The organism is Vibrio sp. 10N.261.55.A10, from assembly GCF_041470825.1.
Taxonomy (GTDB): Bacteria; Pseudomonadota; Gammaproteobacteria; order Enterobacterales; family Vibrionaceae; genus Vibrio; species Vibrio crassostreae_C.
This window is the reverse complement of the sequence record NZ_JBFRNC010000092.1, coordinates 14,535-36,052: the sequence shown is the minus strand read 5'-3', so window position 1 is coordinate 36,052 and position 21,518 is coordinate 14,535. Positions and strand designations below refer to the sequence as shown.

21 protein-coding genes, 1 pseudogene and 1 riboswitch are annotated in these 21,518 nt (G+C 43.0%); of the genes and pseudogenes, 8 read left to right on the top strand and 14 right to left on the bottom strand.

Annotation, left to right across the window (positions count from 1 at the left end; genetic code table 11):
* Window positions 1-19 precede the first annotated feature (19 nt).
* Window positions 20-131: riboswitch (TPP riboswitch) on the bottom strand.
* Between the two features lie 98 nt (window positions 132-229).
* The 5 genes from AB4274_RS21275 to AB4274_RS21255 all read right to left on the bottom strand — a co-directional run bounded on the left by AB4274_RS21275 (window position 230) and on the right by AB4274_RS21255 (window position 5,043).
* Entirely contained in the window at window positions 230-1,147 is a 918-nt protein-coding gene (locus AB4274_RS21275; RefSeq protein ID WP_102320342.1) for a DMT family transporter, read from the bottom strand.
* Between the two features lie 85 nt (window positions 1,148-1,232).
* On the bottom strand, window positions 1,233-1,961 hold the full coding sequence (locus tag AB4274_RS21270; RefSeq protein WP_102456564.1) for an AraC family transcriptional regulator: 729 nt from the start codon (window positions 1,959-1,961) through the stop codon (window positions 1,233-1,235).
* Window positions 1,962-2,135: 174 nt separating this feature from the next.
* Entirely contained in the window at window positions 2,136-3,164 is a 1,029-nt protein-coding gene (locus AB4274_RS21265) for a DUF4382 domain-containing protein (protein ID WP_372113153.1), read from the bottom strand.
* A gap of 422 nt (window positions 3,165-3,586) precedes the next feature.
* Window positions 3,587-3,838 (bottom strand): DUF2999 family protein, encoded by a 252-nt coding sequence (locus tag AB4274_RS21260; RefSeq protein ID WP_009844829.1) that lies wholly within the window; start codon window positions 3,836-3,838, stop codon window positions 3,587-3,589.
* A 107-nt stretch (window positions 3,839-3,945) separates the two neighbouring features.
* Window positions 3,946-5,043, bottom strand: a complete 1,098-nt coding sequence (locus AB4274_RS21255; RefSeq protein WP_372113151.1) for an ElyC/SanA/YdcF family protein — start codon at window positions 5,041-5,043, stop codon at window positions 3,946-3,948.
* Between the two features lie 498 nt (window positions 5,044-5,541).
* Here AB4274_RS21255 and AB4274_RS21250 point away from each other — a divergent pair, with 498 nt between their 5' ends.
* The 5 genes and pseudogenes from AB4274_RS21250 (at window position 5,542) to AB4274_RS21230 (ending at window position 9,623) form a co-directional block, all read left to right on the top strand.
* Window positions 5,542-6,216, top strand: a complete 675-nt coding sequence (locus tag AB4274_RS21250; protein WP_102333929.1) for a glutathione S-transferase family protein — start codon at window positions 5,542-5,544, stop codon at window positions 6,214-6,216.
* A gap of 311 nt (window positions 6,217-6,527) precedes the next feature.
* Window positions 6,528-6,731 (top strand): annotated as a pseudogene (locus AB4274_RS21245) (transcriptional regulator); the annotation flags it as partial.
* Window positions 6,732-6,815: 84 nt separating this feature from the next.
* Window positions 6,816-8,210, top strand: coding sequence for an AAA family ATPase (locus AB4274_RS21240; protein WP_372113149.1), 1,395 nt, complete (start codon window positions 6,816-6,818; stop codon window positions 8,208-8,210).
* The gene (locus tag AB4274_RS21235) at window positions 8,211-8,804 is read left to right on the top strand and encodes a hypothetical protein (protein WP_372113147.1); all 594 of its coding nucleotides are present in this window, start codon (window positions 8,211-8,213) and stop codon (window positions 8,802-8,804) included. It begins immediately after the preceding gene.
* 45 nt (window positions 8,805-8,849) lie between these two features.
* Window positions 8,850-9,623: a hypothetical protein gene (locus AB4274_RS21230; protein WP_372113146.1), complete on the top strand. Its 774-nt coding sequence runs from the start codon at window positions 8,850-8,852 to the stop codon at window positions 9,621-9,623.
* Here AB4274_RS21230 and AB4274_RS21225 read toward each other — a convergent pair.
* The 6 genes from AB4274_RS21225 to AB4274_RS21200 all read right to left on the bottom strand — a co-directional run bounded on the left by AB4274_RS21225 (window position 9,591) and on the right by AB4274_RS21200 (window position 15,754).
* Window positions 9,591-9,890 carry an HNH endonuclease gene (locus AB4274_RS21225; protein ID WP_372113175.1) on the bottom strand — a complete coding sequence of 100 codons (300 nt, stop codon included), beginning with the start codon at window positions 9,888-9,890 and terminating at the stop codon, window positions 9,591-9,593. The genes AB4274_RS21230 and AB4274_RS21225 overlap by 33 nt on opposite strands.
* A gap of 480 nt (window positions 9,891-10,370) precedes the next feature.
* Complete coding sequence (locus AB4274_RS21220) at window positions 10,371-11,414, bottom strand: GMP reductase (protein ID WP_372113144.1); 1,044 nt, start codon at window positions 11,412-11,414, stop codon at window positions 10,371-10,373.
* Between the two features lie 775 nt (window positions 11,415-12,189).
* Window positions 12,190-12,630: a PAS domain-containing protein gene (locus AB4274_RS21215; RefSeq protein WP_017062430.1), complete on the bottom strand. Its 441-nt coding sequence runs from the start codon at window positions 12,628-12,630 to the stop codon at window positions 12,190-12,192.
* Window position 12,631: 1 nt separating this feature from the next.
* Complete coding sequence (locus AB4274_RS21210; RefSeq protein WP_029236531.1) at window positions 12,632-13,636, bottom strand: response regulator; 1,005 nt, start codon at window positions 13,634-13,636, stop codon at window positions 12,632-12,634.
* 319 nt (window positions 13,637-13,955) lie between these two features.
* On the bottom strand, window positions 13,956-14,201 hold the full coding sequence (locus tag AB4274_RS21205; protein ID WP_010430578.1) for a hypothetical protein: 246 nt from the start codon (window positions 14,199-14,201) through the stop codon (window positions 13,956-13,958).
* Window positions 14,202-14,401: 200 nt separating this feature from the next.
* Window positions 14,402-15,754, bottom strand: a complete 1,353-nt coding sequence (locus AB4274_RS21200) for an MATE family efflux transporter (RefSeq protein ID WP_017062432.1) — start codon at window positions 15,752-15,754, stop codon at window positions 14,402-14,404.
* 100 nt (window positions 15,755-15,854) lie between these two features.
* Here AB4274_RS21200 and AB4274_RS21195 point away from each other — a divergent pair, with 100 nt between their 5' ends.
* Window positions 15,855-16,829 (top strand): LysR family transcriptional regulator, encoded by a 975-nt coding sequence (locus AB4274_RS21195; RefSeq protein ID WP_372113142.1) that lies wholly within the window; start codon window positions 15,855-15,857, stop codon window positions 16,827-16,829.
* A 42-nt stretch (window positions 16,830-16,871) separates the two neighbouring features.
* The gene (locus AB4274_RS21190) at window positions 16,872-17,771 is read left to right on the top strand and encodes a DMT family transporter (protein ID WP_017068434.1); all 900 of its coding nucleotides are present in this window, start codon (window positions 16,872-16,874) and stop codon (window positions 17,769-17,771) included.
* A gap of 158 nt (window positions 17,772-17,929) precedes the next feature.
* Here the strand turns inward: AB4274_RS21190 and AB4274_RS21185 are convergent, their stop codons facing one another.
* Both AB4274_RS21185 and AB4274_RS21180 read right to left on the bottom strand, forming a co-directional pair.
* Window positions 17,930-18,349, bottom strand: a complete 420-nt coding sequence (locus tag AB4274_RS21185; protein ID WP_017065925.1) for a VOC family protein — start codon at window positions 18,347-18,349, stop codon at window positions 17,930-17,932.
* Between the two features lie 205 nt (window positions 18,350-18,554).
* Window positions 18,555-19,448 carry a DMT family transporter gene (locus AB4274_RS21180; RefSeq protein ID WP_372113140.1) on the bottom strand — a complete coding sequence of 298 codons (894 nt, stop codon included), beginning with the start codon at window positions 19,446-19,448 and terminating at the stop codon, window positions 18,555-18,557.
* A gap of 299 nt (window positions 19,449-19,747) precedes the next feature.
* Between AB4274_RS21180 and AB4274_RS21175 the strand changes: the two genes are divergently transcribed.
* The gene (locus AB4274_RS21175) at window positions 19,748-20,368 is read left to right on the top strand and encodes a heme-binding beta-barrel domain-containing protein (RefSeq protein ID WP_017062436.1); all 621 of its coding nucleotides are present in this window, start codon (window positions 19,748-19,750) and stop codon (window positions 20,366-20,368) included.
* Between the two features lie 71 nt (window positions 20,369-20,439).
* Here AB4274_RS21175 and AB4274_RS21170 read toward each other — a convergent pair whose 3' ends face one another.
* Window positions 20,440-21,420 carry a bile acid:sodium symporter family protein gene (locus tag AB4274_RS21170; protein ID WP_372113138.1) on the bottom strand — a complete coding sequence of 327 codons (981 nt, stop codon included), beginning with the start codon at window positions 21,418-21,420 and terminating at the stop codon, window positions 20,440-20,442.
* Between the last annotated feature and the right edge of the window lie 98 nt (window positions 21,421-21,518).

Here is a 21,518-nt window from a genome sequence, read left to right as displayed (position 1 = left end):
CTTCATGAGTGCAGACGTAGATCGAGTGCTTATAGTTCCCTACGCCAGTGTTAACTGAATCAGGTTCAACGGGTCTCGATTAACGATCTCAGCAAACACCAAATAAGGTATATGCCCCCCGACTATTGATAGCGATAGTAACAGCACTCTCACAACTGAGATACTGATTTTATTCAATTATAAGAATTACGCATGAATAAATCTCAATTAGGCGTGACAAAACAAATACTTATAACGTTCCTTTAGATGGCTTCGACTGTATCAACAAGCACAGCACAATCAGAAACATACCTAGCCAACCTATAAAAGGAATCAGCTCACCGACAACGCAGACGGCAAGCACCGCTGCAACTACTGGTTCAAACAAAGTCAGTAGATTGGCACTACTCGCGGTCACATGGCGTAAACCAAAACTGAAGGCGATATAGCCCAAGCATTGTGGGATTAACGTCAGATAACTGATGACTAATACGTTAATCTGCGAGGAAAACAGGTTCTCCCCCGTAAACCAGAGTGTTGGCAGCAACAGCATCGCGCCGAGGCCAAAAATACTGCCCATCGCCGCTTGAGACTCAATGTCCTTGTCTATCAGTGCTTTTGTCGCCCAAGAATAAATGGCGTAACACAACCCAGCGAGCAAACCTAAAGCAATACCCAACAGCTTGAGATCATCACCTGACTCATTCGTAGATGAAGATTCTGAAAACACCAACAACCCAATACCCACCACACCAATCGCAAAGCTAGTGAGCCAACGTTTGTTGATATTATTCTTTTTGCTAATCAGACACTCTAACAATGCCGAAAAGAAAGGCGCGGTTGCAATCGAAACCACGGTACCAATCGCCACGCCTGATAATTTCATTGAAGAATAGAAAGCTAAAGGATAGACCGCCAAAGCCAAAGCGCTCACTGCCAACAGCCTCTTGTTCTGCAAAAGTTTGTCGAAAGCGAATAGGATTTTTCGATACGCCAAGCCCGCTTGCATTAGGCCACCGACGCCCATAGAAAAAGCACCAATTGCTAATGGGCTTAGGTCAGGCGCAAAACTTGCGGCGGTGCCTGTCGTGCCCCATAAAATAGAAGCAAACAAGATGGCTAAAGTGCCCGTTTGGAATTCGTTAACGCGATTGATGGCAAGATTCATTTCTATTACCCAATTTTCAGTTCTGAAATAGATAATAGTGAAGATTGATAAAAGTTAGTTTGCCGAAAGGACGCTATTGTTGTTTCTAAAGACTGTCTTTCATTGAGCCTAGAAACGCCCTTGGAGACATGCCAAAGTGCTGAGAGAAGCGACGACTGAAAGCAGAAACATCACTATAGCCCACATTTTCAGCAATCAATTGAACCGGTAAATCGGTATGAGTTAACAAGGCTTGGGCTTTCTCCATACGATAGCGAGTGATGTATTTAAGCGCACTGATGCCCAAGCACTCTTTGAAGCGTTTTTTGAATTGAGTGGGACTCAAACAGGCCGTTTCTGCAAGTTGTGGAATGGATAATGGCTGGGTGTAGTTATCCGCAATCAACCTCTGTACCGCACGGATTCTTGGGTCTATGCTCTTGCTCACTTGTTGTTGCTCTAACAGCAGTGAAAACACATCCACGATTGATGACTCAATACCGCTATCGACCTGATATTCCAGCTGCTTCTCAACAAACAGCAAGAAGCTCATCAAAGGTGGCGTTATCGTGAAAACCGAGAGCTCATGCTCTAACAAGTGCTGCGGCAACTCCGCCATATCCGCGACAATAAACCGCGCTGCTTCATCCGCCTTAAACGCATGCGCGGTGGTTACTGGAATCACCACACATTCGCCCACGGCCACTTTGCCGACATACCCCACCATCTCGATATTGATACTGCCTTGGATCGGCAATACCAGTTGATGATGATCATCATGAGCATGGGTATTAAATTGCTTGGTGTAAGATCGAATGCTTAAGCTAGATTTCATAATCAACGTCAGAGTACATTTCGCTAAGTTAGAGTAAGAGATACAAAGTTACATTATCACTTCCCTAGAGTCACACTCAATGCGCATCAAATTCATGCTAGCTAGGTGACATGATCAAAAACGGCCTCCAAATAAGAGGCCGTTTTTATTCGAATGCTAAATCACGTCAAAGATTTAAAACGATACTTGGTTATCCTGACCAACCACTACCTGAACACTATTTTGAACATCATAGATTTCAAAGCCATCAGCAACCGGATCTGCATTATCTTCATCACTGTCATGCTGCGCAGTACAGGTATAACCCAATGAGTAAGTACCTGGGTCAATGAAGCCCAGAGAGAACTCATAGTTAGTCTGTGCTTCATTCATTGCCACTGACGCTGAAGTGATCGGTTTCACTTCATCATTGCCGCCAATCGGAGCCATGTCAGCTTGTTCAACATTACCTTCATACAAGTACACCGACTGAACGAATGTATTGTCATTTGTAGGGTTACAAGCTTCAAAAGTTGTACTCGCAACAGTCCCTTCAATGTTTCCTGTCTCAACCGTATTGATAAGGCTCACAGACGTTCTTTGAATGGTGTAATCAGGGAGACTTGAACTGTTCTTTAGGCCACGTCGAAGATCGAACTCAACAACAAAATCGTTACTTTGTTGGTTCACATTAAATGAGTTATTAAAGTAAAGTACGCCAGCGTTATCTTCTTTACCCACGCCTTGCGGGCACGCGCCTTCACCTTTCACTGTTAACTCACGAGTCATATCATCATTTTCTATCACGTAAGATGGATCTGTTGGATGATCGCCGTCATTTGCGAACACACACAACTTATAACTGCCTACCGGAATGACCTCATTTTCAATCAAAGGAAGCGCCTCGCTACCTTGGTAATCCAACAAATTCACACTTAATGGAATCGGATCCTCACCATCTGGCAATGGATCGCCATTTTCATCAACGTAATCGCCGTTTTCGTCCGTTTTATACACATCATAAATCAGTGGTGAACCTCCCCCTTGAGGAAGTAAAGCGACCTTACTGAATGTCACGGTGACGTCTTTAACATCATCAATGGGCGCATCACTCACGCTCAAGGTAATGGGTGTCGTGCTGCTTGATGAACCTGAATCACCGCCACAACCAACAAGCCCAGCCAGCACAAGGCTCGCTAAAGCGGTTTCCTTTAAATACTTCATAACTCATTTCCTATAAATCACTGCTCAATAAAGGGCTTAGTTTGTTGCCCTCTTATTCTTTTCCTTAATGTGACACATAGATAAACCGCGCTTATGGCCAAAATCGGTTAGCCCTATTATTTAGGGATTTCTTCATCCAAAAACTCTGTTCATCAAGGTGCACATATCAGGTCGCACATAGGTTAATTAAGTCTAGTAAGTAAATTGTCAGTAGTCGCACGTATTTGGCAAGGTTGCTGTCAATTGTGTTGGAATGGTCGGTATGTATAGGGTCGGAGAGGCTGATTGAAAGCACTCAAATCAAAGTCAAAAATCGCCACCAAGATCAAAAAAGGCCGTTAAGACAGCCTGTTGCTGAACTTAAACGACCTTTTTATTGAATGTGGATTAAGCTAATTCGATATTAGCTCATTCAAATTCACTTATTTTTGAAGTTGCTCTTTAGCCGCTTCAACCTTAGAAAAATCTAGGCCAAGCTCTTCAACTGCTTCTTTGATTAGCGCAGGGTTTTGCATTACCTGACCCATCAGCATTTGAAGTTTGTCTTGAGGTAAACCAAGTTGGCTGATTGTCGCCATTGCTGCAAGAGGGTTCTCTGTCAACGTCTTGAAAATCTCGCTGATCTGCTCGTCGCTAATATTGTTCTCTTTCAACATTGCTAAAATCGGGTTCATTTTTTTGCCTTTGAAACACTAAATTAAATAGGAGCACAGCATATCATCTAGCTGTGCTCGATTGTACTAGCAACTTATACTTTGCCTGCTGTGAAGTAACCCTAAGCCTAGCGAGACTCTAACGGGTAAGAACGGTAACTCCACATCCCATACGTTCTAAGCGCATCGCGGTAGATACCTAGTAGCTCACCATCACTCGCCTTCTTAAGATCTGCGAGTGGCTTGTCTGGGTAAGAAACCGTATCAAAAGTAATGCCCTGAGGGCCCGTTTGCCAGCTAGCGATTTCAAACAGAGTTTGACCACGACGAACATGGCTTGCCGAGCTGATAATAGTCGCGTGCTTAATATCATGACGAGCAAGTGCATAGCTACTGAACAACGCATTTCCAACCGTGCTGGTCGCGTAGTTCTCTTCGATGATGCGATCTTTGCTTACCCCTTTCTTGATAAGCCAATCGGCCATTAACTTGCCTTCTGTCTTATGATTCTTAGGCACGCCACCTGTTAACACGATCATCGCATCTGGGTTCGCTTTAGCCATCGCCAATGTTGTCTCAAGACGCTCAATCAAGATCTGATGCATAGAGCCGTCTGGATTAAGCGCGTAACCCAATGTAACGATCGCGCCATGATCATCGAGCAAGCCTTTGTCCGCAGACTCTTTCAACGGTGTTTCTAATACTCGGTCGACTGTAGCAAAAATACGTTTGATGTCTTCTGCTTTGCCTTTGTTCAGGTTTTCCAGTTTCTCCATGTGCTTGTTGGATTCACTTTCATTGCCTTCAAATCGCTGCCAAACCGCAAGGTAAGCGTGAAGGTCAACATCGTCCGGGGCAACCATCAGCGCTTGTTCAAACAATTCAATCGCGCGCTCTGCGTTCTTGTTGTAGATCTGAGCGTTCGCAGCCGAGATCAACAAGTCAGTACGGTAAGGTTCTAGCTGATACGCTTCTAACAATCGGTTAGTCACAATTTCCATGTTACTTGGCATTTTAGCCGTGAAGCCCGCGTGAGAAATTCTTGCCGGAGACTTAAACGCCTGCAACGCATCAAGAAGTAATTGGTCGACAACTTGTCGCTTAGTCACCAACTGCGCGTAATCCGCAGAAGCCTGTACTGCGCCATCGTTAGCAGCAAAAGAAAATGGAGTTGCGCCAAAAGCGAGCATGCCACCAAGAGCGAGGGCGATAATGTTCTTTTTCATGGAAAGATCCTGTGTCGTTAAGTGTTCACATCAGATTTGCTCACCAATGTAAGTCCCTAAGATTAAAAAACCGTGAAGCACACCTTAATCTCTAACGTTTATATTCATTTGTTGCATAAGGTGTGGCAGCAGATCACGATTTTGAACTTACCAATAAGCCTGTGTATCCAGATAATTCTGGTTTGAACCAGTGCTCAACGTTTTTGTTGGAATATCTGACTGCGGATTTCATACGCCCTATCCCGCCAAAAACCACCCATCACAAATCCGAACTCCGCATAAAGCAACGAATCAAAAAAACCACTTTAAGCTCATTTTTTCAACAACTTAAAATCCAACACACTGAATCGCGCGATTTTACCCCTCGCTCAAATAACGAGGTCTTCAACACATAGAGTTGGAATGCGAGTCAGAAGATCTTCAAATAATTCAAAATCAACCACTTGAACGATCGTTCAAGTGGTGCTTTAATAAATGACCAATACAAGGAGTTACCCCATGCTTAAGTTCTATTTTCACCAAACACCAAACCCAATGAAGATCGCTCTGTTTTTGGAAGAGACAGGCCTAGATTTTGAACTTGTTCCTGTCGATACCTTAAAGGGTGAGCAGCATTCACCGGAATATCGTTTAATCAATCCAAATGGCAAAACGCCTGCGATTGAAGATGAAGGACAACGTGTATTCGACTCTAACGCTATCCTTCTGTATCTCTCAGAGAAAACAGGCAAGCTTGGCGGTCAGCCAGAAGACAGAGCTGAACTACTCTCTTGGATGATGTTTATCGCGAGTGGCCTTGGTCCATATTCAGGCCAATCGGTACACTTCCGCCATGCTGCACCAGCAGGCTTAGACTACGCTGTGAACCGATACCTACGTGAAGCACAACGTCACTACGAAGTGTTAGAGAAGCATATGGAAGGTCGTGAGTTTATCGTCGGAAATGAGTACACGATTGTCGATGTCGCTGCATGGGGCTGGATTGATAAAGCACCTGTCGTGCTTGGTGAAGAAGGCTTAGAACCCTACCCGAACTTGAAGCGCTGGTTTAACGCAATCAACACTCGCCCTGCTGCACTGCGTGCTCGCGAAATCGGCAAAGGCATTGAGTTTAAAACCGAACGTGATGAAGAAGCGAAACGAGCACTGTTTCCTTCGAATTATGCGAAGTAGAAGTAGTAGAGTCTGACAATGAGGTCCAGTAGCAATCTGCTGGGCCGTTTACTTCACCTTGATTACTCCAAAATAACCGACCCATCCCTCCTAGTTCAAAACTTCCATCCTGATTCAATCGCCCCGCATGTATAATAAGTATTCTTAAAACCGTAAGTAACTGTTGTAAGTCATGAAATACAGATTTAGAGCTACTTGATATGAGATCATAATGATATTCTACATATCATTAAATATTTCATAGGCTTTAAAACGAGCCTTTTAGTCAATCTAAGCGTGGTTTGTATATGATGGGCATCGAGCACGATGGAGCTACATTCATTGTCGATAAGGAAGTTCATCAAGCAGCAAGTGGCGCTGACCTAATAGATATGGACGGCCTACTCTCGCTAAACGACATTCAGCGTTTGCCAGGCAAGAAGCTCGCCATCAGCTTTAACGGTTCGACGCTAACAGTCGAAGAAGATGAAGTAAGAGTTGTGGGTAGAGTTGATTTGGTGATGGAGAAGAAGTGATAACAGTGCACTTCGCACAGCTTCAATATTTAGTAAATGAAATTTCATTACTTCAAAAGTGATGCATGAAAAGGCAAAAGAATAATGGCACTAAAATTTAATGTTCAAGGCTTAGGTAAGATTGAAGACGCTGAGATTAATATTAATCCCCTTACTGTGATTACAGGCCCTAATGGCACCGGTAAAAGTTTTTTCACCAAGACAATTTACTCTATCTTTCGCATGATTGAAGATAGTTCTCTTATCCGAGAAGTCCTAGAAATAGTTCAAAGAATAAACGAAGATGTAAATAATGAAAATTTCAGTGATCAAGAGTTAACAAAATCACAAAATTTAGCGATATCAGAAACCATAACACTTTTGAACGCTTTGGAAGAATCTCTTGAACATCCACTTATTGAGTCTACAACCAACGTAAAAAAACTATCAAAAGTTTTTGATGATATCTTTCCTCTATTCCAAAAAATAGATGCAATTATCACAGAGAGAACAATACTTCTAGATAAAAATCAAAGAGTTATAGAAAATACAATATTAGCTAATTTGATTGATTCTATACATTTGATATGTGTAATTTTGGACGACACTAAATTTGCACATGAATATTTCGTAAGAATGGCGCTTCCGGATGAACTAAAAGAAAATTTCCAAGTATCTGAATTAAAAGAACTTACTACTTTTGGGAAAGAAAGGTTCCTTATATCTTTAGAAGATCACTTTGAACTCGAGGTCGTAAATGATGAGGATGATACATTCAGCCCTTACATGAAAATTAACGAGTCAAAGTTACAATTTTTTAGAAATAAGCCAAATTCTGTGTTTTTTGAATCGCCAGCATACTGGAGAGTCAAGGATGCATTAATTGAGGCAAAATTAAAGTCCGGAGAGAATTATTTATCTGGTGTTCCAAAGTATTTCTTCGACTTAGATAGTTCTCTAAAATTAAAGAGCAAAGCAAACTCGAATTTAATGCATATTTTCAACATGCTCAGAGACGAACTCAAAGGTGAATTTATAAATGAAAATGGGCACATCAGTTATAAAGATGATGCTTTTGATACCCCGATTTCAAAAAACTTAGTCTCATTTGGTATGACTAATTTAGGTATGCTCAACAGCCTGATAAAAAATAACGTAATAAGAGAAGGCAGCTATGTCTTTATCGATGAGCCTGAAACTAACCTACATCCAGATTGGCAGGTTCTGATGATTCAATCATTGGTTGCACTATCTAAAGCTGGCGTAAACGTAATAATTACGACTCACAGCACCGAAATACTAAAATACATTGAAGTTGCGTTTTCAAACATCAAAAAAGAAGAAGGCGAAGACAAAGTCAAAGAGCTTTTATCAGTTAACTACTTAGATACTGACGGAACCTCTCTGGAGTTTGATAGTGAATGTCCTATTGAACAAACCAAAGAAGCGCTTATAGAGCTAAGTTCACCATTCCTAAAGCTATATATGGAGGGCGCATAATTGGATATAGAACTAGACCAGTTTTTAGAGCCTATTGCCCATAAAAAAGGGGATGCTAGAAGAGGTTTGGCCGCTATCGAACAAGCCGAAGCTGAGGCTTATGCACTAGATAACGATGAAGGCTTAGGAGTTCGCCTTGGGTTCAAGGCAAATATGATGAGTAGAGCCGATTACATTCACTTTAGTGAGAAAGTAGTTACAATCATTGAAGCCAGTGACTTCAAGGACCAGTTTTTAGTTTGTGAGAAAGAATTAGAGCGACTAAAAAAAGAAGACCTCGAACAATATAAATCAGAGAACCCTGATAAAGATAGGATTCAAAGGCTGACGGAAACCACTAAAGGGCGAACTAAACCACTCAGAAAGATTGCATACAAGCCACTCAAAGCGGAAGTAATGCAAAAGTGGTGCGGTTCAATCGCGATTTCCGAACGGTTAGGTCGTTTCCATAAATGGGAGCAGTGCCCAAACTATAGGTACCTAATTTTGTGTACGGATGGCACCGACATCCAAGTGATGAATAATTTCTTATCCGTAGTTCAAGGGTTTTGTAATACCGCGGCTATCTTCACTACTAGCCAGTTAAAGCTATAGATTAAAGCCTCGAATAGAGGCTTATCCACAACGAGAGAAGAACTAATGAGTCCAATTGATAAAGTTGTTGAAAGCGACTTTACTACTTCCAGTAAAGGTTTATTAACACTATTCATTATTGGCGTTATTAAGCTCGTTATTGGTATCGAGTTTACTAGTAATACGATATCCATTCCTTGGTTACCCACAGTAGAGTTCACTTCACTAGACAATATTATTTTTTTGTACTGGTTCTTAGTTGGCTATGCCATTTTCCGATATTCACTTCATCACTTACCATCTTATCGAAAATTAAAATTCGAAGCCTTAGCTGAAGCTTTAAAGCCAGGAAACATTGGAAACAACTTCGTTCAAGAATATATATTCCCTGGGGCAAAAATATACTCCTGCGATATAGAAACTCCTACGACCGAAGGTAACAAACCTAAGATTAGAATAGACATTCGTGACAGTGATGGTGGTCTTGCAAGTCGATTTGAGTTCGTTTATTCACTCACGTATAAATTACAATATATTGAAGGTACAATTAACCCGGAATTTAACTCTACCAAAATAGATGCCTTTGGTGAAAAAGTCATTAGCTTCTGGGGGTTATTTAACTATGTTGATGAGGATGGATATGATACGTATAAAACTCAGGTAATACGTAATCCAATTGCTTTGATTCGTCTCAAACTTTTCACATTTATACATTACGTTAAAATATTGTTTTCCGACTTAAGAGTGTTTGATCTCTCTTTCCCCATAATTTTAAACCTTGGTTTGTTCTTTTACTGGTTACCTAAACTAGAAAACTTGATACTGCCATCTTTCCGTTAAGTCCCTAATAACCATGAATCCAAGGGGATACTCAAGCAACTCAATAGATAGTTCATGCTTAACGAGTACGCTCCCACGCTCAATACCAAGAAGCGATAGATCGTTGGCAATGCTAAAGCTGTCTCTATCGAAAATAACATGATGATTGGGACGTAAACACAGTAAATTATTCAGTGAATCTGGGCCGCTTTGTGGACGCATTACAGGCTTAATATGTGATCCCTTTGCATAATACCCTTCCTTTACTTGTAGAGCTTTGCACTGCATACTTGGCATTGATACTGATACAATTCCTTCACTTCAAGAGCGATAATTCTGGCTCGAACAAATCGCACAACGACGTTAGAACTATACTTCCGTTGTTTATCATCTTCCTTAGCTTGCCTTTCACCATACTTAAGTTGCTTTGTATATTTTCTAGTCTACTACGAACGAAACGGCATATTTATGGCCACTGAAACCTTTCTCTTCCCAGGGGAAGGTTAAAAACATAACCCGCATCAACACAACCCAAACATATCGTTTTTCCCATCTTGTTCAAGGCCTTTGAGCTGATGGTGCTTTGGTTCTCCACCGAACAATAAAATATATAACTTGCGGCCTCGGTACGTCCCCACTACATAGTGGTCTGTTTTGTATGACGTACTCGACTTCGATTTATTACAAATAGTGTTTTTATAAGTCCCAAACAAAAAAGAGCCGCTAAAAAGCGGCTCTTGATTTTCAAACTATTCGAATCAGTTCAGATTACTCTTTACCGAATACGTTGTTCTCTTGCTCTTGTACACGGATGAAAGTCGTACGCTTAGTTAGCTCTTTAAGCTTTGCTGCGCCTACGTATGTACAAGTTGAACGTACACCACCAAGGATGTCAGAAATCGTGTTGTGAACTGAACCACGGAACGGAAGTAAAACAGTTTTACCTTCCGCAGCACGGTACTTAGCAACACCACCAGAGTGCTTGTCCATAGCCGACTGTGAAGACATTCCATAGAACTTCATGAATTGCTTACCGTCTTGCTCTACAACTTCGCCGCCTGACTCAGAGTGACCTGCTAGCATGCCGCCTAGCATTACGAAGTCAGCACCGCCGCCGAACGCTTTAGATACGTCACCCGCACATGAACAGCCACCGTCACCGATGATCATGCCGCCAAGGCCGTGTGCTGCGTCGCCACACTCGATGATTGCAGAAAGTTGAGGGTAACCTACGCCTGTTTTAACACGTGTAGTACAAACAGAACCAGGGCCGATACCAACCTTAACGATGTCTGCGCCAGCTAGGATTAGCTCTTCAACCATGTCACCCGTTACAACGTTACCAGCAGAGATAACTTTAGTCGGGAATTCAGCACGTACTTTTTGTACATACTCAACTAGGTGCTCTGAGTAGCCGTTAGCGATATCAATACAGATAAATACGAATTCGTCGCTAAGCGCCATGATTTGCTTAGTTTTCTCAAACTCAGCTTCAGAAGTACCTGTTGAAACAAATACGTTGTTCAGCGTTTTCTTGTCTGCTGTTTTTGCGAACTCAGCCCACTGCTCTACTGTGTAGTGCTTGTGTACTGCAGTCATTACACCGTGCTCAGCTAGAGCCGCTGCCATTTCGAAACTTGCTACCGAATCCATGTTCGCTGCGATTACTGGTACACCAGACCATTGACGACCGCTATGCTTGAATGTAAACTCGCGGGTTAATTCAACTTGAGAACGACTTTTAAGAGTAGAACGCTTTGGGCGGAATAATACATCTTTGAAGCCTAACTTAAGTTCTTGTTCGATACGCATGATAATTTGTCCTGTAATCATATTACGTGTCGTGCGTTTTCGGTAAGCGTTGGCAGACGCTTTACTGAGTTTCGGACACAAAAAAACCGGAGCGTTGGCAGACGCTCCGGTTTTCAGTATTATAGGCTGTGATTTACTAACAGCAAGTCTGATATTTCATTTTTTTTTGTGCTATCCTCTCAAAGATTCCATATCTGGTAAAAGCTTCCCGCCCGTCATTTCCTACTAAATTCATAGTAATTAATAACTTAACAACACATTCACGCAAACGCTGTCGGTTTATTGCGCAAACGTTTCCCTTGCAAATTCGGCGAAAAAATCTTCGATAAGGCAAATTTGTGAAAAAAGTGCCCTTTAATCACATAAAAATCACACTTTTCTTGAATCAAAAAATGCGTTTTTTCTTAAATAATTTCATTTTTTTCTGACTTTTTTCGCTTCGAGTGCCGATCTCAGCCCTCTTTCATTAGCCCTGAAATTTATAAAGTACAAAGGCAAGATCGATTAGCACGTTCGAAACTTGGATGAGCGGGGTAAAGTCCACAAAATATGGCAGGTTAGATGCGCTTATTTATGAGAACCCAGCGGATACAAGCCGCTGTTGATAGAGCCTAACAACTCGACTAAAGTTAACGAACACGGAACGCCTTTCTTTAGTTCGAACTCATTACTACAGGATCAGATACAAAAATGGCCAAGGGGATTAACCTTGGCCATTTTTATTTGGTTTTCAGAGTGCTCTTATAAGGCGATTCAATTTTCACCTTAAGGTACGTCAAGCCTTTTTCTGAGACATCAGAGCTTCAGCAGTCGCATCTTGAATCGACAAGAACAAGGATGTCACTTGCCCAGTTGGAGAACGCATCGGGTTAAGCGTGACGTTCTGATACATAAAGTCGGCTTGCTGAGTTACTGGCCTCACGTTGCGGCACTTAAACAGATAAGGCCTTTGTTGCCACGTTATGAAGCTACGGCAGCCTAGGTCATAAACCGGTTTTGTTTTAAGCCTAAACCACTCTTCAGGAATTTCAGGGAATAACTCAAAGATCGACTTACCGATCGCATCATGCGATTGCTTACCGCTATGGTGCGTCATGAAGCCATTCCAAACTTGTACCTGAAAGTCACGGTTAATGACCACCAGCCCCATATCGACGTTTTGAACCATGTCTACCATCCAGTGGAACTGTTCAAATTCAGCAGGAAGATTCAGCATATTAAAACTCCTCCATTAGGTAGGCCAATTTGTTGTCTAGAAGAGGCAGAGACTCATCAACGAACATAAATAGAAGATCACAACGGATGGACGTGCCGTCTATGTTGTAGCTGACTTCGAACGTCATGGTCTTTTTAAATGAGCCGCTGGTATTTTCAATCACCGAATCAATCGAGATGTGTTGACCTAGCAGCACAGGAGAGCTCTGGAAGAAACGAACTTCTGATTGCTCCCCTAACCCATTCAAGAAAGAGCCGACTAAGATGTTCGATACATCCATCAACAACTCTAATTCTTCTAGCTGCTCGCTTTCTGTTGGCACCTTCATGAGCTTCTTAAGATCGCTCACACTGGAATCACTCAACAAAACTAGCGCTTCACCTGCAATGCCTTCTCCACTGAAGCCTTGGCAAACACCCGACACTTGGTCATTGTCAGCCAAGTCACGAAGTGCCATGTGCAATTCACTCACTTCGAAGATGTTAACGTTCGGCAGCGGTAGGTGAACAAACACATTAAAGTGACGAGCCAGTGCATCAGCGGCACGGCCTATCGCTACGTTCGCGACTTCCATATAGATATCGCGTCTGCGAAGTATTGGCAGTTCTAAAGCGGTTGGGGTAATGATTTGAGGTTGTTTTGGCGGCTCGACATGCTCACGTAAAATGGCTTTTAGCGCTTCTTTATCGATCGGCTTTTGCAAAAATGCTTTGGCGCCAAGATCCAGCACCTTCTGTTGTGCTTTTGGTTGTATGTCACCAGAAACAACGACAACTGGCGTGGTATCGCCTAAACGTTGCATCTCTTCCAATGTGCCATAGCCGTCTAATTCCGGCATGGTTAGGTCGAGGAACATCAATTTGAATTGGTTTTTAGCGAGCTCTTCAAGTGCATTAAGCCCATGAACAGCAAAAGTTATATCTGCATTTAGAGAACTAGGCAGTGACCGAGCCATCTGCTTCCTTGCTAACGCAGAATCATCACATATAAGAACTGGGAACGACATAAATGCACCACTGACAAATTAAAGCTAATTCGACCGAGTGTAACAGAACATTATGGTATCAGGTACGGGGTGAATGGATTTATGTGCAGATTATTAGTAAGAATGATGAAACAGGTGGGTAAGCTATTATTTCGCATTATTCTTCATGAAAAACAATATGCTACAAAGGTAATAGCCAATCCTTGCTGTTGAGTAATAGCACTATTATATTTAACAGCAGCCTTAACAAGCGGGTTTATTAAGGCTCGACTGACTCATTCATTGAACGGCTTTATGTAGACATGATAGAGAGCTATCCAACAAAGCTAATGCAAGAGAACTAGAACTGATATGAAGGCCATAAAATCAGTAATGCGAAACGTATGATCACAGCAAATACCAACAACGCGATCCCCAGGCGATACCATTTGTATTCGGCGATGTTCATTGGGATACGCTTGTAGAACATCGTAATCACGCCTTTCCAATCGCTACTGCGTCTTCCGTACTGCATCATGCTCGTCAAAACAAACAGTGCGCCAAGCACTAACATTCCTTTTTCAGCCCAGAACAATCCAACTTCCATTTGTGTATTCCTTGATAAAACGGTGAGCAACTCAAATCATTCTAGTCACCTTTTAGCTCGGTTTCTGTAAGACCAAGGTCTAAATTACGAAGTACGCAATTTAGGGCTTATAGGTCATTGTTGGTAATTGATAGTTCTCGGTCAGCAATACAACGTTTATCGTTCAAGGTTCCATGGTAAAGGCGAGCATCACAAGCAAATCACGTATAAGCATGATTCGACAAATCTGGAGATTGGTTGTTCTTTTGAATGACACGCATCAATTGGATAAGCAGCAGAATACCTGTCACGCCTAAGCCAACACCGATTCCGCCCCAAATCCCTGCCAATTCGAACTTAGGCATCAAATACCAAGCCGCAGGCAAGCCAAATACCCAGTAACCGATGGCAGTCATCACGGTTGGCATAGAGACAATCTTCATGCCTCTTAGCAGGTTAATCGCCAGTAGCTGCCAAGCATCAACAATAAAGCACAAAGCAACGACCCAAATCACAGAAGCCAGTAGTGAAGTCATAGCACCCGTGCCATCGTCTAACTTGAAGATAGAAGCGATCATCTCAGGCCATATAATGAACACGGCCGACAACGCCACACTCAACACCGACACCAATATGAAGCTTTGAATCGAGGTTCTTTTTATTCCTTCGTAGTTACCCGCGCCAAAATCACGGCCAACCAAAATCGCCGCAGCTTGTGAGAAACCAAAATTGAAGTTCCAAGTAAAGCTTAAACATTGCAGCAAGATTTGGTGCAAGGCTAACGAAGCAATACTGATCGTGCCCGCCATCAAGGTGCCACCGTAAATCAAGCCATGCTCAAGTAAAGCAGCCAAGCCGATAGGTAGACCCATCAACAACAATGGGCTCATCAACTTGATTGAATACTCTTCTGTATTTAGCCAAGGGGCGAACTGCTTAAACTCGTCACGCTTAAATACCCAAACCGTATATCCAACCATCACGATAAATGCCGCGATAGCCGTACCAAGCCCTAAACCTGTTAAGCCCATGTCTAATTGGAAGGTGAGAAAGTAGCTCACTGGCACATTCAGAATTACGGTGATAATCGACATCACAAGAATGGAGCGCACGTTGCCAAACGCACTGGTTAAGCCACGAAGTACCAACAAGATAAGCGAAGGCAACATTACCCACTTCAAAGCATGGACATATTCCATGGCTAAAGTGATCACTTCTGGTGGCTGTTTGGCTGCTTCTAATACCAACGGAGCAAACCAGAAGCTGGCCATTAAGGTCACGCTGAGCACGAATGCCAACATGGTTGCGCCTTTCACCGCCAATCTAATTTGAGTATTACCAAACTCAGGGCGAGCTACTCGCTGACCATAAGCGATCGCAATCAAATTCGCGACACAACCCACGGTGCTGCTCGCAATAATGAAGATGAAAAAGTAGATTGAGGCACCTAAGCCACCAGCCGCAAGGGCTGACACACTGATACGCGACATCATCCAAACATCAGTAAGGACTAAAGCCATAGAGATCAGCTGTGAAATGATCAAAGGGAATGCAAGAGTGAGTATTTTTTTCATGAGCGCCTCAGGTAATTTCGCCCAAAATACGATCGATGAGGCTAGCGTTCAATTGATAAATTTGCGACTCTAACATTCCATAAACTCATGCGAACGAATTATGACCCCATATCCTAGCTTGCCATCATCACATAATGGCTTAAAAGCCTTTGAAGCTGCCGCAAGGCTGATGAGCTTTACGCTGGCTGCCGAAGAGCTGCATGTGACACAAAGTGCGATCAGCCGACAGATCAAACAGCTTGAAGATGAGTTAAACGCATCACTGGTTATTCGTAAGCATCGAGCCATAGAATTAACGGTACAAGGTCATGATTTGTATGTGGCTTTGCGAGAAAGCTACGGTAATATCGAAGCTGTTATCGCCTCTTGGAGTGAGCCCAAGCAGAAGCGTATCGTGATCAAAGCGACTCTGAGTTTCGCGACGCGAGTATTGATCTCCAAAGTTCGGGAATTAAACGAGCGTTATCAAGATCATGAGATAGTCATTGTTCCTGTGATTGAGGAAGACGAATCGATTAATAGTAGTGAGTATGATCTACTGATCTTCCACACGCGTTTCAAAAAACGCTATGACAAGGCACCTGACATTACCTTCTTGCGTGAAGAGTTCATGGCGCCGGTTTGCTCTACTAGTTTAACCACCAAAGACACCGACCTTGATTCAATCTTAACCTTGCCAAGGCTGCATCCAACCTTAGATCATCACGACTGGAAAGTGTGGCTGGCCGATGTTGAATTCCCACCAAAGAAACCTGTCAGAAATACCAGCTTCTTGTCTTTAGATATGGCGCTCAGTGCCTGTCTATCCGGTGAAGGGGTTACGGTCACGGATCTGTTGTTAGTTCAACAAGATCTCCAACGAGGCTTCTTGTACTGCCCTAGAAATGCAAAAATCCAACACAGTGCTTGGACTTACTTCATGCACCAGCGTAGTCACACGCCTATCATCAACGACCTTATTGAATGGCTTAGAGAAGAGACAACAAAAGAGATCGAGTTGCTGAAAGTACTCGCACAGCAATATCAATGGTTTGGTGTAATAGAACGGGACAAAGACTTTGGTCGGCTCTTCTAAACTAAGTTATGATTCCTGTTCCCTCAACCGATTGATATTTTTATGTCTTCTTTCTCTTTTTCACAAATCCCTGTTGGGGTTCGATTCATGATCCTCTCCGCTTTTGGATTCGCACTGATGTCAGCTTGTGTGAAATACATCAGCAATTATGGCATTCCTGTATTCGAAATCGTTGCAGCAAGGGCTTTGGTGTCTTTGATCATCAGCTACATCGACGTAAAACGAAAAGGCATTTCGATCTGGGGTAATAACAAACCTTTGTTGTTTGTTCGTGGCGCAGTAGGTACTGCAGCACTGATGTGTGTTTACTACGCTGTAACCACTCTTCCGTTAGCAGAAGCGACCATTCTACAATACGTACATCCGGTCTTTACCGCGTTGCTCGGTGTGTTGTTCCTGAAAGAACGCGTCCAGAAATCGACCATGATCTGCATTGCATTCTGCCTAGCGGGATTATTGGTGATGGTTCAACCAAGCATGAACAGCGGCGCGAGCAGCGAGTTACCGCTATTCAGCATTATGGTGGCGTTATGTGGTGCGTTTGGTAGCTCAATTGCTTATGTGATTGTGAGAAAGCTGAGCCAGACGGAAGACAGCTCTGTCATCATCTTCTACTTCCCACTGGTTGCTCTGCCAATATCGACAGTCCTTATTTGGAACGACTTTGTATGGCCAAGTCTATTCTTAACCGTGATGCTCGTGTTAGTCGGTATTTTCACTCAGATAGGCCAATACGGTTTGACCAAAGCGATGCAGACTCAAGCGGCGGGTAAAGCTTCGGCTTACTCATACGTCCAGATAGTCTTCTCGGCACTGTTAGGCGTGTGGATCTTTAATGAAATTCCATCGGTTTGGACTTATCTAGGCGGTGGCCTGATTGTGACTGGCGCGCTGATTAATGTGTTTGGCAAACAACTGTTGGTGCCTTTTAAGGCTAAATAAACAACCCAACAACTGAGCTAAACATCAGCTAAATAATCAGCTATTGCATAGACCTAAAAAGGGCATTGCGGATTATTCCACAATGCCCTTTTCTATAAATGCTCTCTAGCGCGCTTTCATTCAGCTAACCAACTTTAACAAAGCGGCGTATTACGTAACTAACTCGTGGCATTTCGTAACTTAGGGTCATCACTTAGGTATTCAACGAACTCGATTTCAAAGCCTGCCGGATCCACAAAGTAGACATTTTTTCGATAAGGTTCTTCAGCGCCAGGTTTAGCAATCGGGAAACCCGCATCGATAAGACGTTGAGTGACGCTTTCGATATTATTGGTCACATAAGCGAAGTGCGCGAGGCCAACAGAGTGCCCTGCCAAATCTCTGTTTTCACCCTCACCGTGATCACTCAATGCGATGTATTGGTACTCGTCGCCAAAATGCAGCCAGTTACGTGGCTTGCCTGACCATTCGCCTTTTCCTTCATCACGAACGTACCAGTGTGGAAACGCCGCTTTATAGAAAGTCAGCATTTCAGGGATGTCCTTGACGACTAAATTCACATGTTCAAGTTGGATCATTCTTCTCTCCTTAAAGTATTCTCGTAAGCAACGTTGCACATCCTAATACCTCAAGTTAAGTTGAGGTAAAGCACTAATTTGCATTTATTTCGAGAACGTTTTTAGAGCCCAAATTGTCGTATTTTGAAGCGATACAAACCATAAGTTTAGACGACCTTCCCTGATGTGGTTTATTTGGAATCCAGAATGACTGAGAGACAAGCCGCTATGGTTTAGGCGGAGTAACCTCAACTTCTAAAGCGGCTCGGTCTCTCCACTTGAAAACCTTCTTCCATTTAATCGGCATCATTGGAATAACGATGAGACTAATGCCCACCAGCGTCAGGATGTCTGGAATCTCATCGAACCACATAACACCAAACAATGTTACGAACACCAACCCAGAATATTCGGCGAGCGCAATCTGGTTGGCCGGTGCTTTTTTGTAAGCCACCACCACAAGCGCATGGTATCCAAGTACGAACAAGTTGATTGCCATGATCCAACCAACATGACGCCATTCGAGCGCAGACCAAGTTGGCAGCGCTAATGCCAGTGCAAGTGGCAGAGTCATAATGCTGGTCCAGAACAGAGTTGAGATGATGTGTTGCTCTGCATTCAAGCGTTTAATCAAGATATTACCCACGCCCATCGCAAGCGCACTGCCTAGCCCAGCAATCGCCGCCCAATGAAATTGTTCAGGGCGTAACACGATTAATACGCCCACAAAACCAATCAGGGTCGCGATCACTTTTGAAGATGTCGGCCTTTCTTTCAACAGCACGATCGACAAAGGCAGCATAAGGATTGGTCCAACGTAGAACATCGCGTTTGCTGTCGCCAAAGTAAGGTGTGTAATGGCGATCATCGCGCAGCCACTCCCCACTAAGATAAATTGAGCCCTTAAGAAGTTGATTCGGCAACCGCCTTTCATACGCGTCCCTCTCGGTAACTTTAACCAAAATGGAAGCAACAAGATCACGCTCAATAGCTGACGGATAAACACGTACTGGAACGTAGGGACTTCGCCATTCAGTATCTTCAATGATACGTCTGAAAAAGACGCAAGTAGGTTTGCGAGCACCAAAAGCAAAATGGCGTGGTTAACAGCTTTATTCATACAGAAGTAAGATTACACATTTGTCATACAATTATGGGCGCACATCATACATGAGAATTTGAAATGTGTAATAGCAAAATTAATAAGGCTCAGACTAATGCAATTTTGAATTAAACCTCGATGAACAAATCACAGCTATTCGTTCAATATTTAGCCGCATTAATATTCTCTTATTGACTGATACATCAAGTTACAAATCGCTTTCATATTAACCAAGAACACTGATCTGGGTTAATAAATTGGCTTCACAATAACCTTACTTTTAATGTGGTCAGATAATTACAAAAAAGGAAGTTAAAGTGAAAAAATTATTAGCACTTGGTATCGCAGCGGTAATCTCGGCTCCAGCAGTAGCCGACCACAACACAATCAATGGTATGGATTTTGGTCCACTCGCAAAGTTAGTCGGCACATGGAAATCAGTCGAAACTGGCGGCGTTGATATTTCTCCAGGCCAAGAAGGCACAGAAGTGGGTGCAGGTGGTCCCGCGGTTACACCATTCTATGAAGTAATGACGTTTGAGGTTGCGGCAGATGCAACCAATGCCAGCGATCAATATCTGGTTGCTCTGTACTACAAACAAGAAGTATTCAGAAAGGCCGACGACTCTAAGTTCCACGATCAACGTGGCTACTTCATCTACGACCAAAAAAATCAGGTCGTCTACAACTCTTACTGCGTACCACGCACCACATGTGTCACCGCAGAAGGCCCTGCTGGCGATACAATGACGTTAGTTGCGTCTAAGCGTGGCATCGCTGAGTCCGAATACATGACGGACAACGCAACCACCACGGGCTTCACGATGAACATTAGCATTTCAGACGATACGCTGACGTACTCTCAAACAACAGGCTTAGAGATCTACGACAACGCATTTGCTCATACAGATTCAAGCACTCTAATTAAAGTGAAGTAGATTCAAATACAAACGCCTTTCACAGCGAAGTGAAAGGCGTTTTTCTGTTGTACTTGTAACAACAAACAAGTTTAACTAGATTGTGTATCAACCTTGGCGTAACGGTTGGCTAGCACTGCACAGTAAAAGATCTGAATCGGGTGATAAAGCATGATTGGTAGTAATATCATCCCTAGATTAGGGTTGTGAGCAAAGATCACCTTAGCCATAGGAATACCTGCCGCTAAGGTCTTCTTAGTACCACAGAATACTGCCGCGACTTCATCTTGATGATTGAATCCAACCTTTCGGGCACTCCATTGAATGCCGTGTACCATCACCATCAATACCACTAAACAAATCACCGCTGACAGCAACAACAGCATTGGTGAAAAGTCGCTCCAAATACCGTGTTCAATAGAGTCACAGAAAGCACTGTAGACGATCAGAAGTATCACGTATTTATCTAACTTATTGACCACTGACTTGTGTTTCTGAGTCCATTCAAAAAGTAACGGGCGCATCAACTGGCCGACAATCATTGGCAATAGCAGCATTTTAGATATAGAGATCACCGATTCCATCAGGTTTAGCTCTGCACCTTCCAACCCCATAAAGAGCTGGATCAGTAAAGGCGTAATGAACACGCCTAAAATACTAGAAAGTGATGCATTGAATATCGCACCCGGTAGGTTTCCTTTTCCAATCACCGTCATCGCGACCGAAGACGAAATCGTACTCGGTAATACGAAGAGGTAACAGAAACCAAAGGCCAGAGCTGCTGGCATATAAGCGACAAAGCCTTGCCCGAATATCACCCAAAGCAGTGGGTAAACTAAGAATGTCGCGCTTTGTACAAAAACATGCAGCTTCCAATTCGAAAGCCCCTCAAGAATGGCTTTGGGAGACAAACCCAAACCGTGTAAGAAAAACACCAAAGCGATGCCGAGAACAGTCACCGTATCGAGATGAAGTACCCCACCCGATTTGCCCCAATCCGGCGTAAAAAAAGCAACGACCATAGCCACCACCATCCCTACAAGAAACCATTCCTTTTTCAGTTTTTCTATCATGTTGACACGCACTTTCTGTAGATTCCATTTCAGCCAATAACAAGGCTCCAATGCTATTTATCCTATCGACTCTAATTTTAATTAACCACCATAAACGC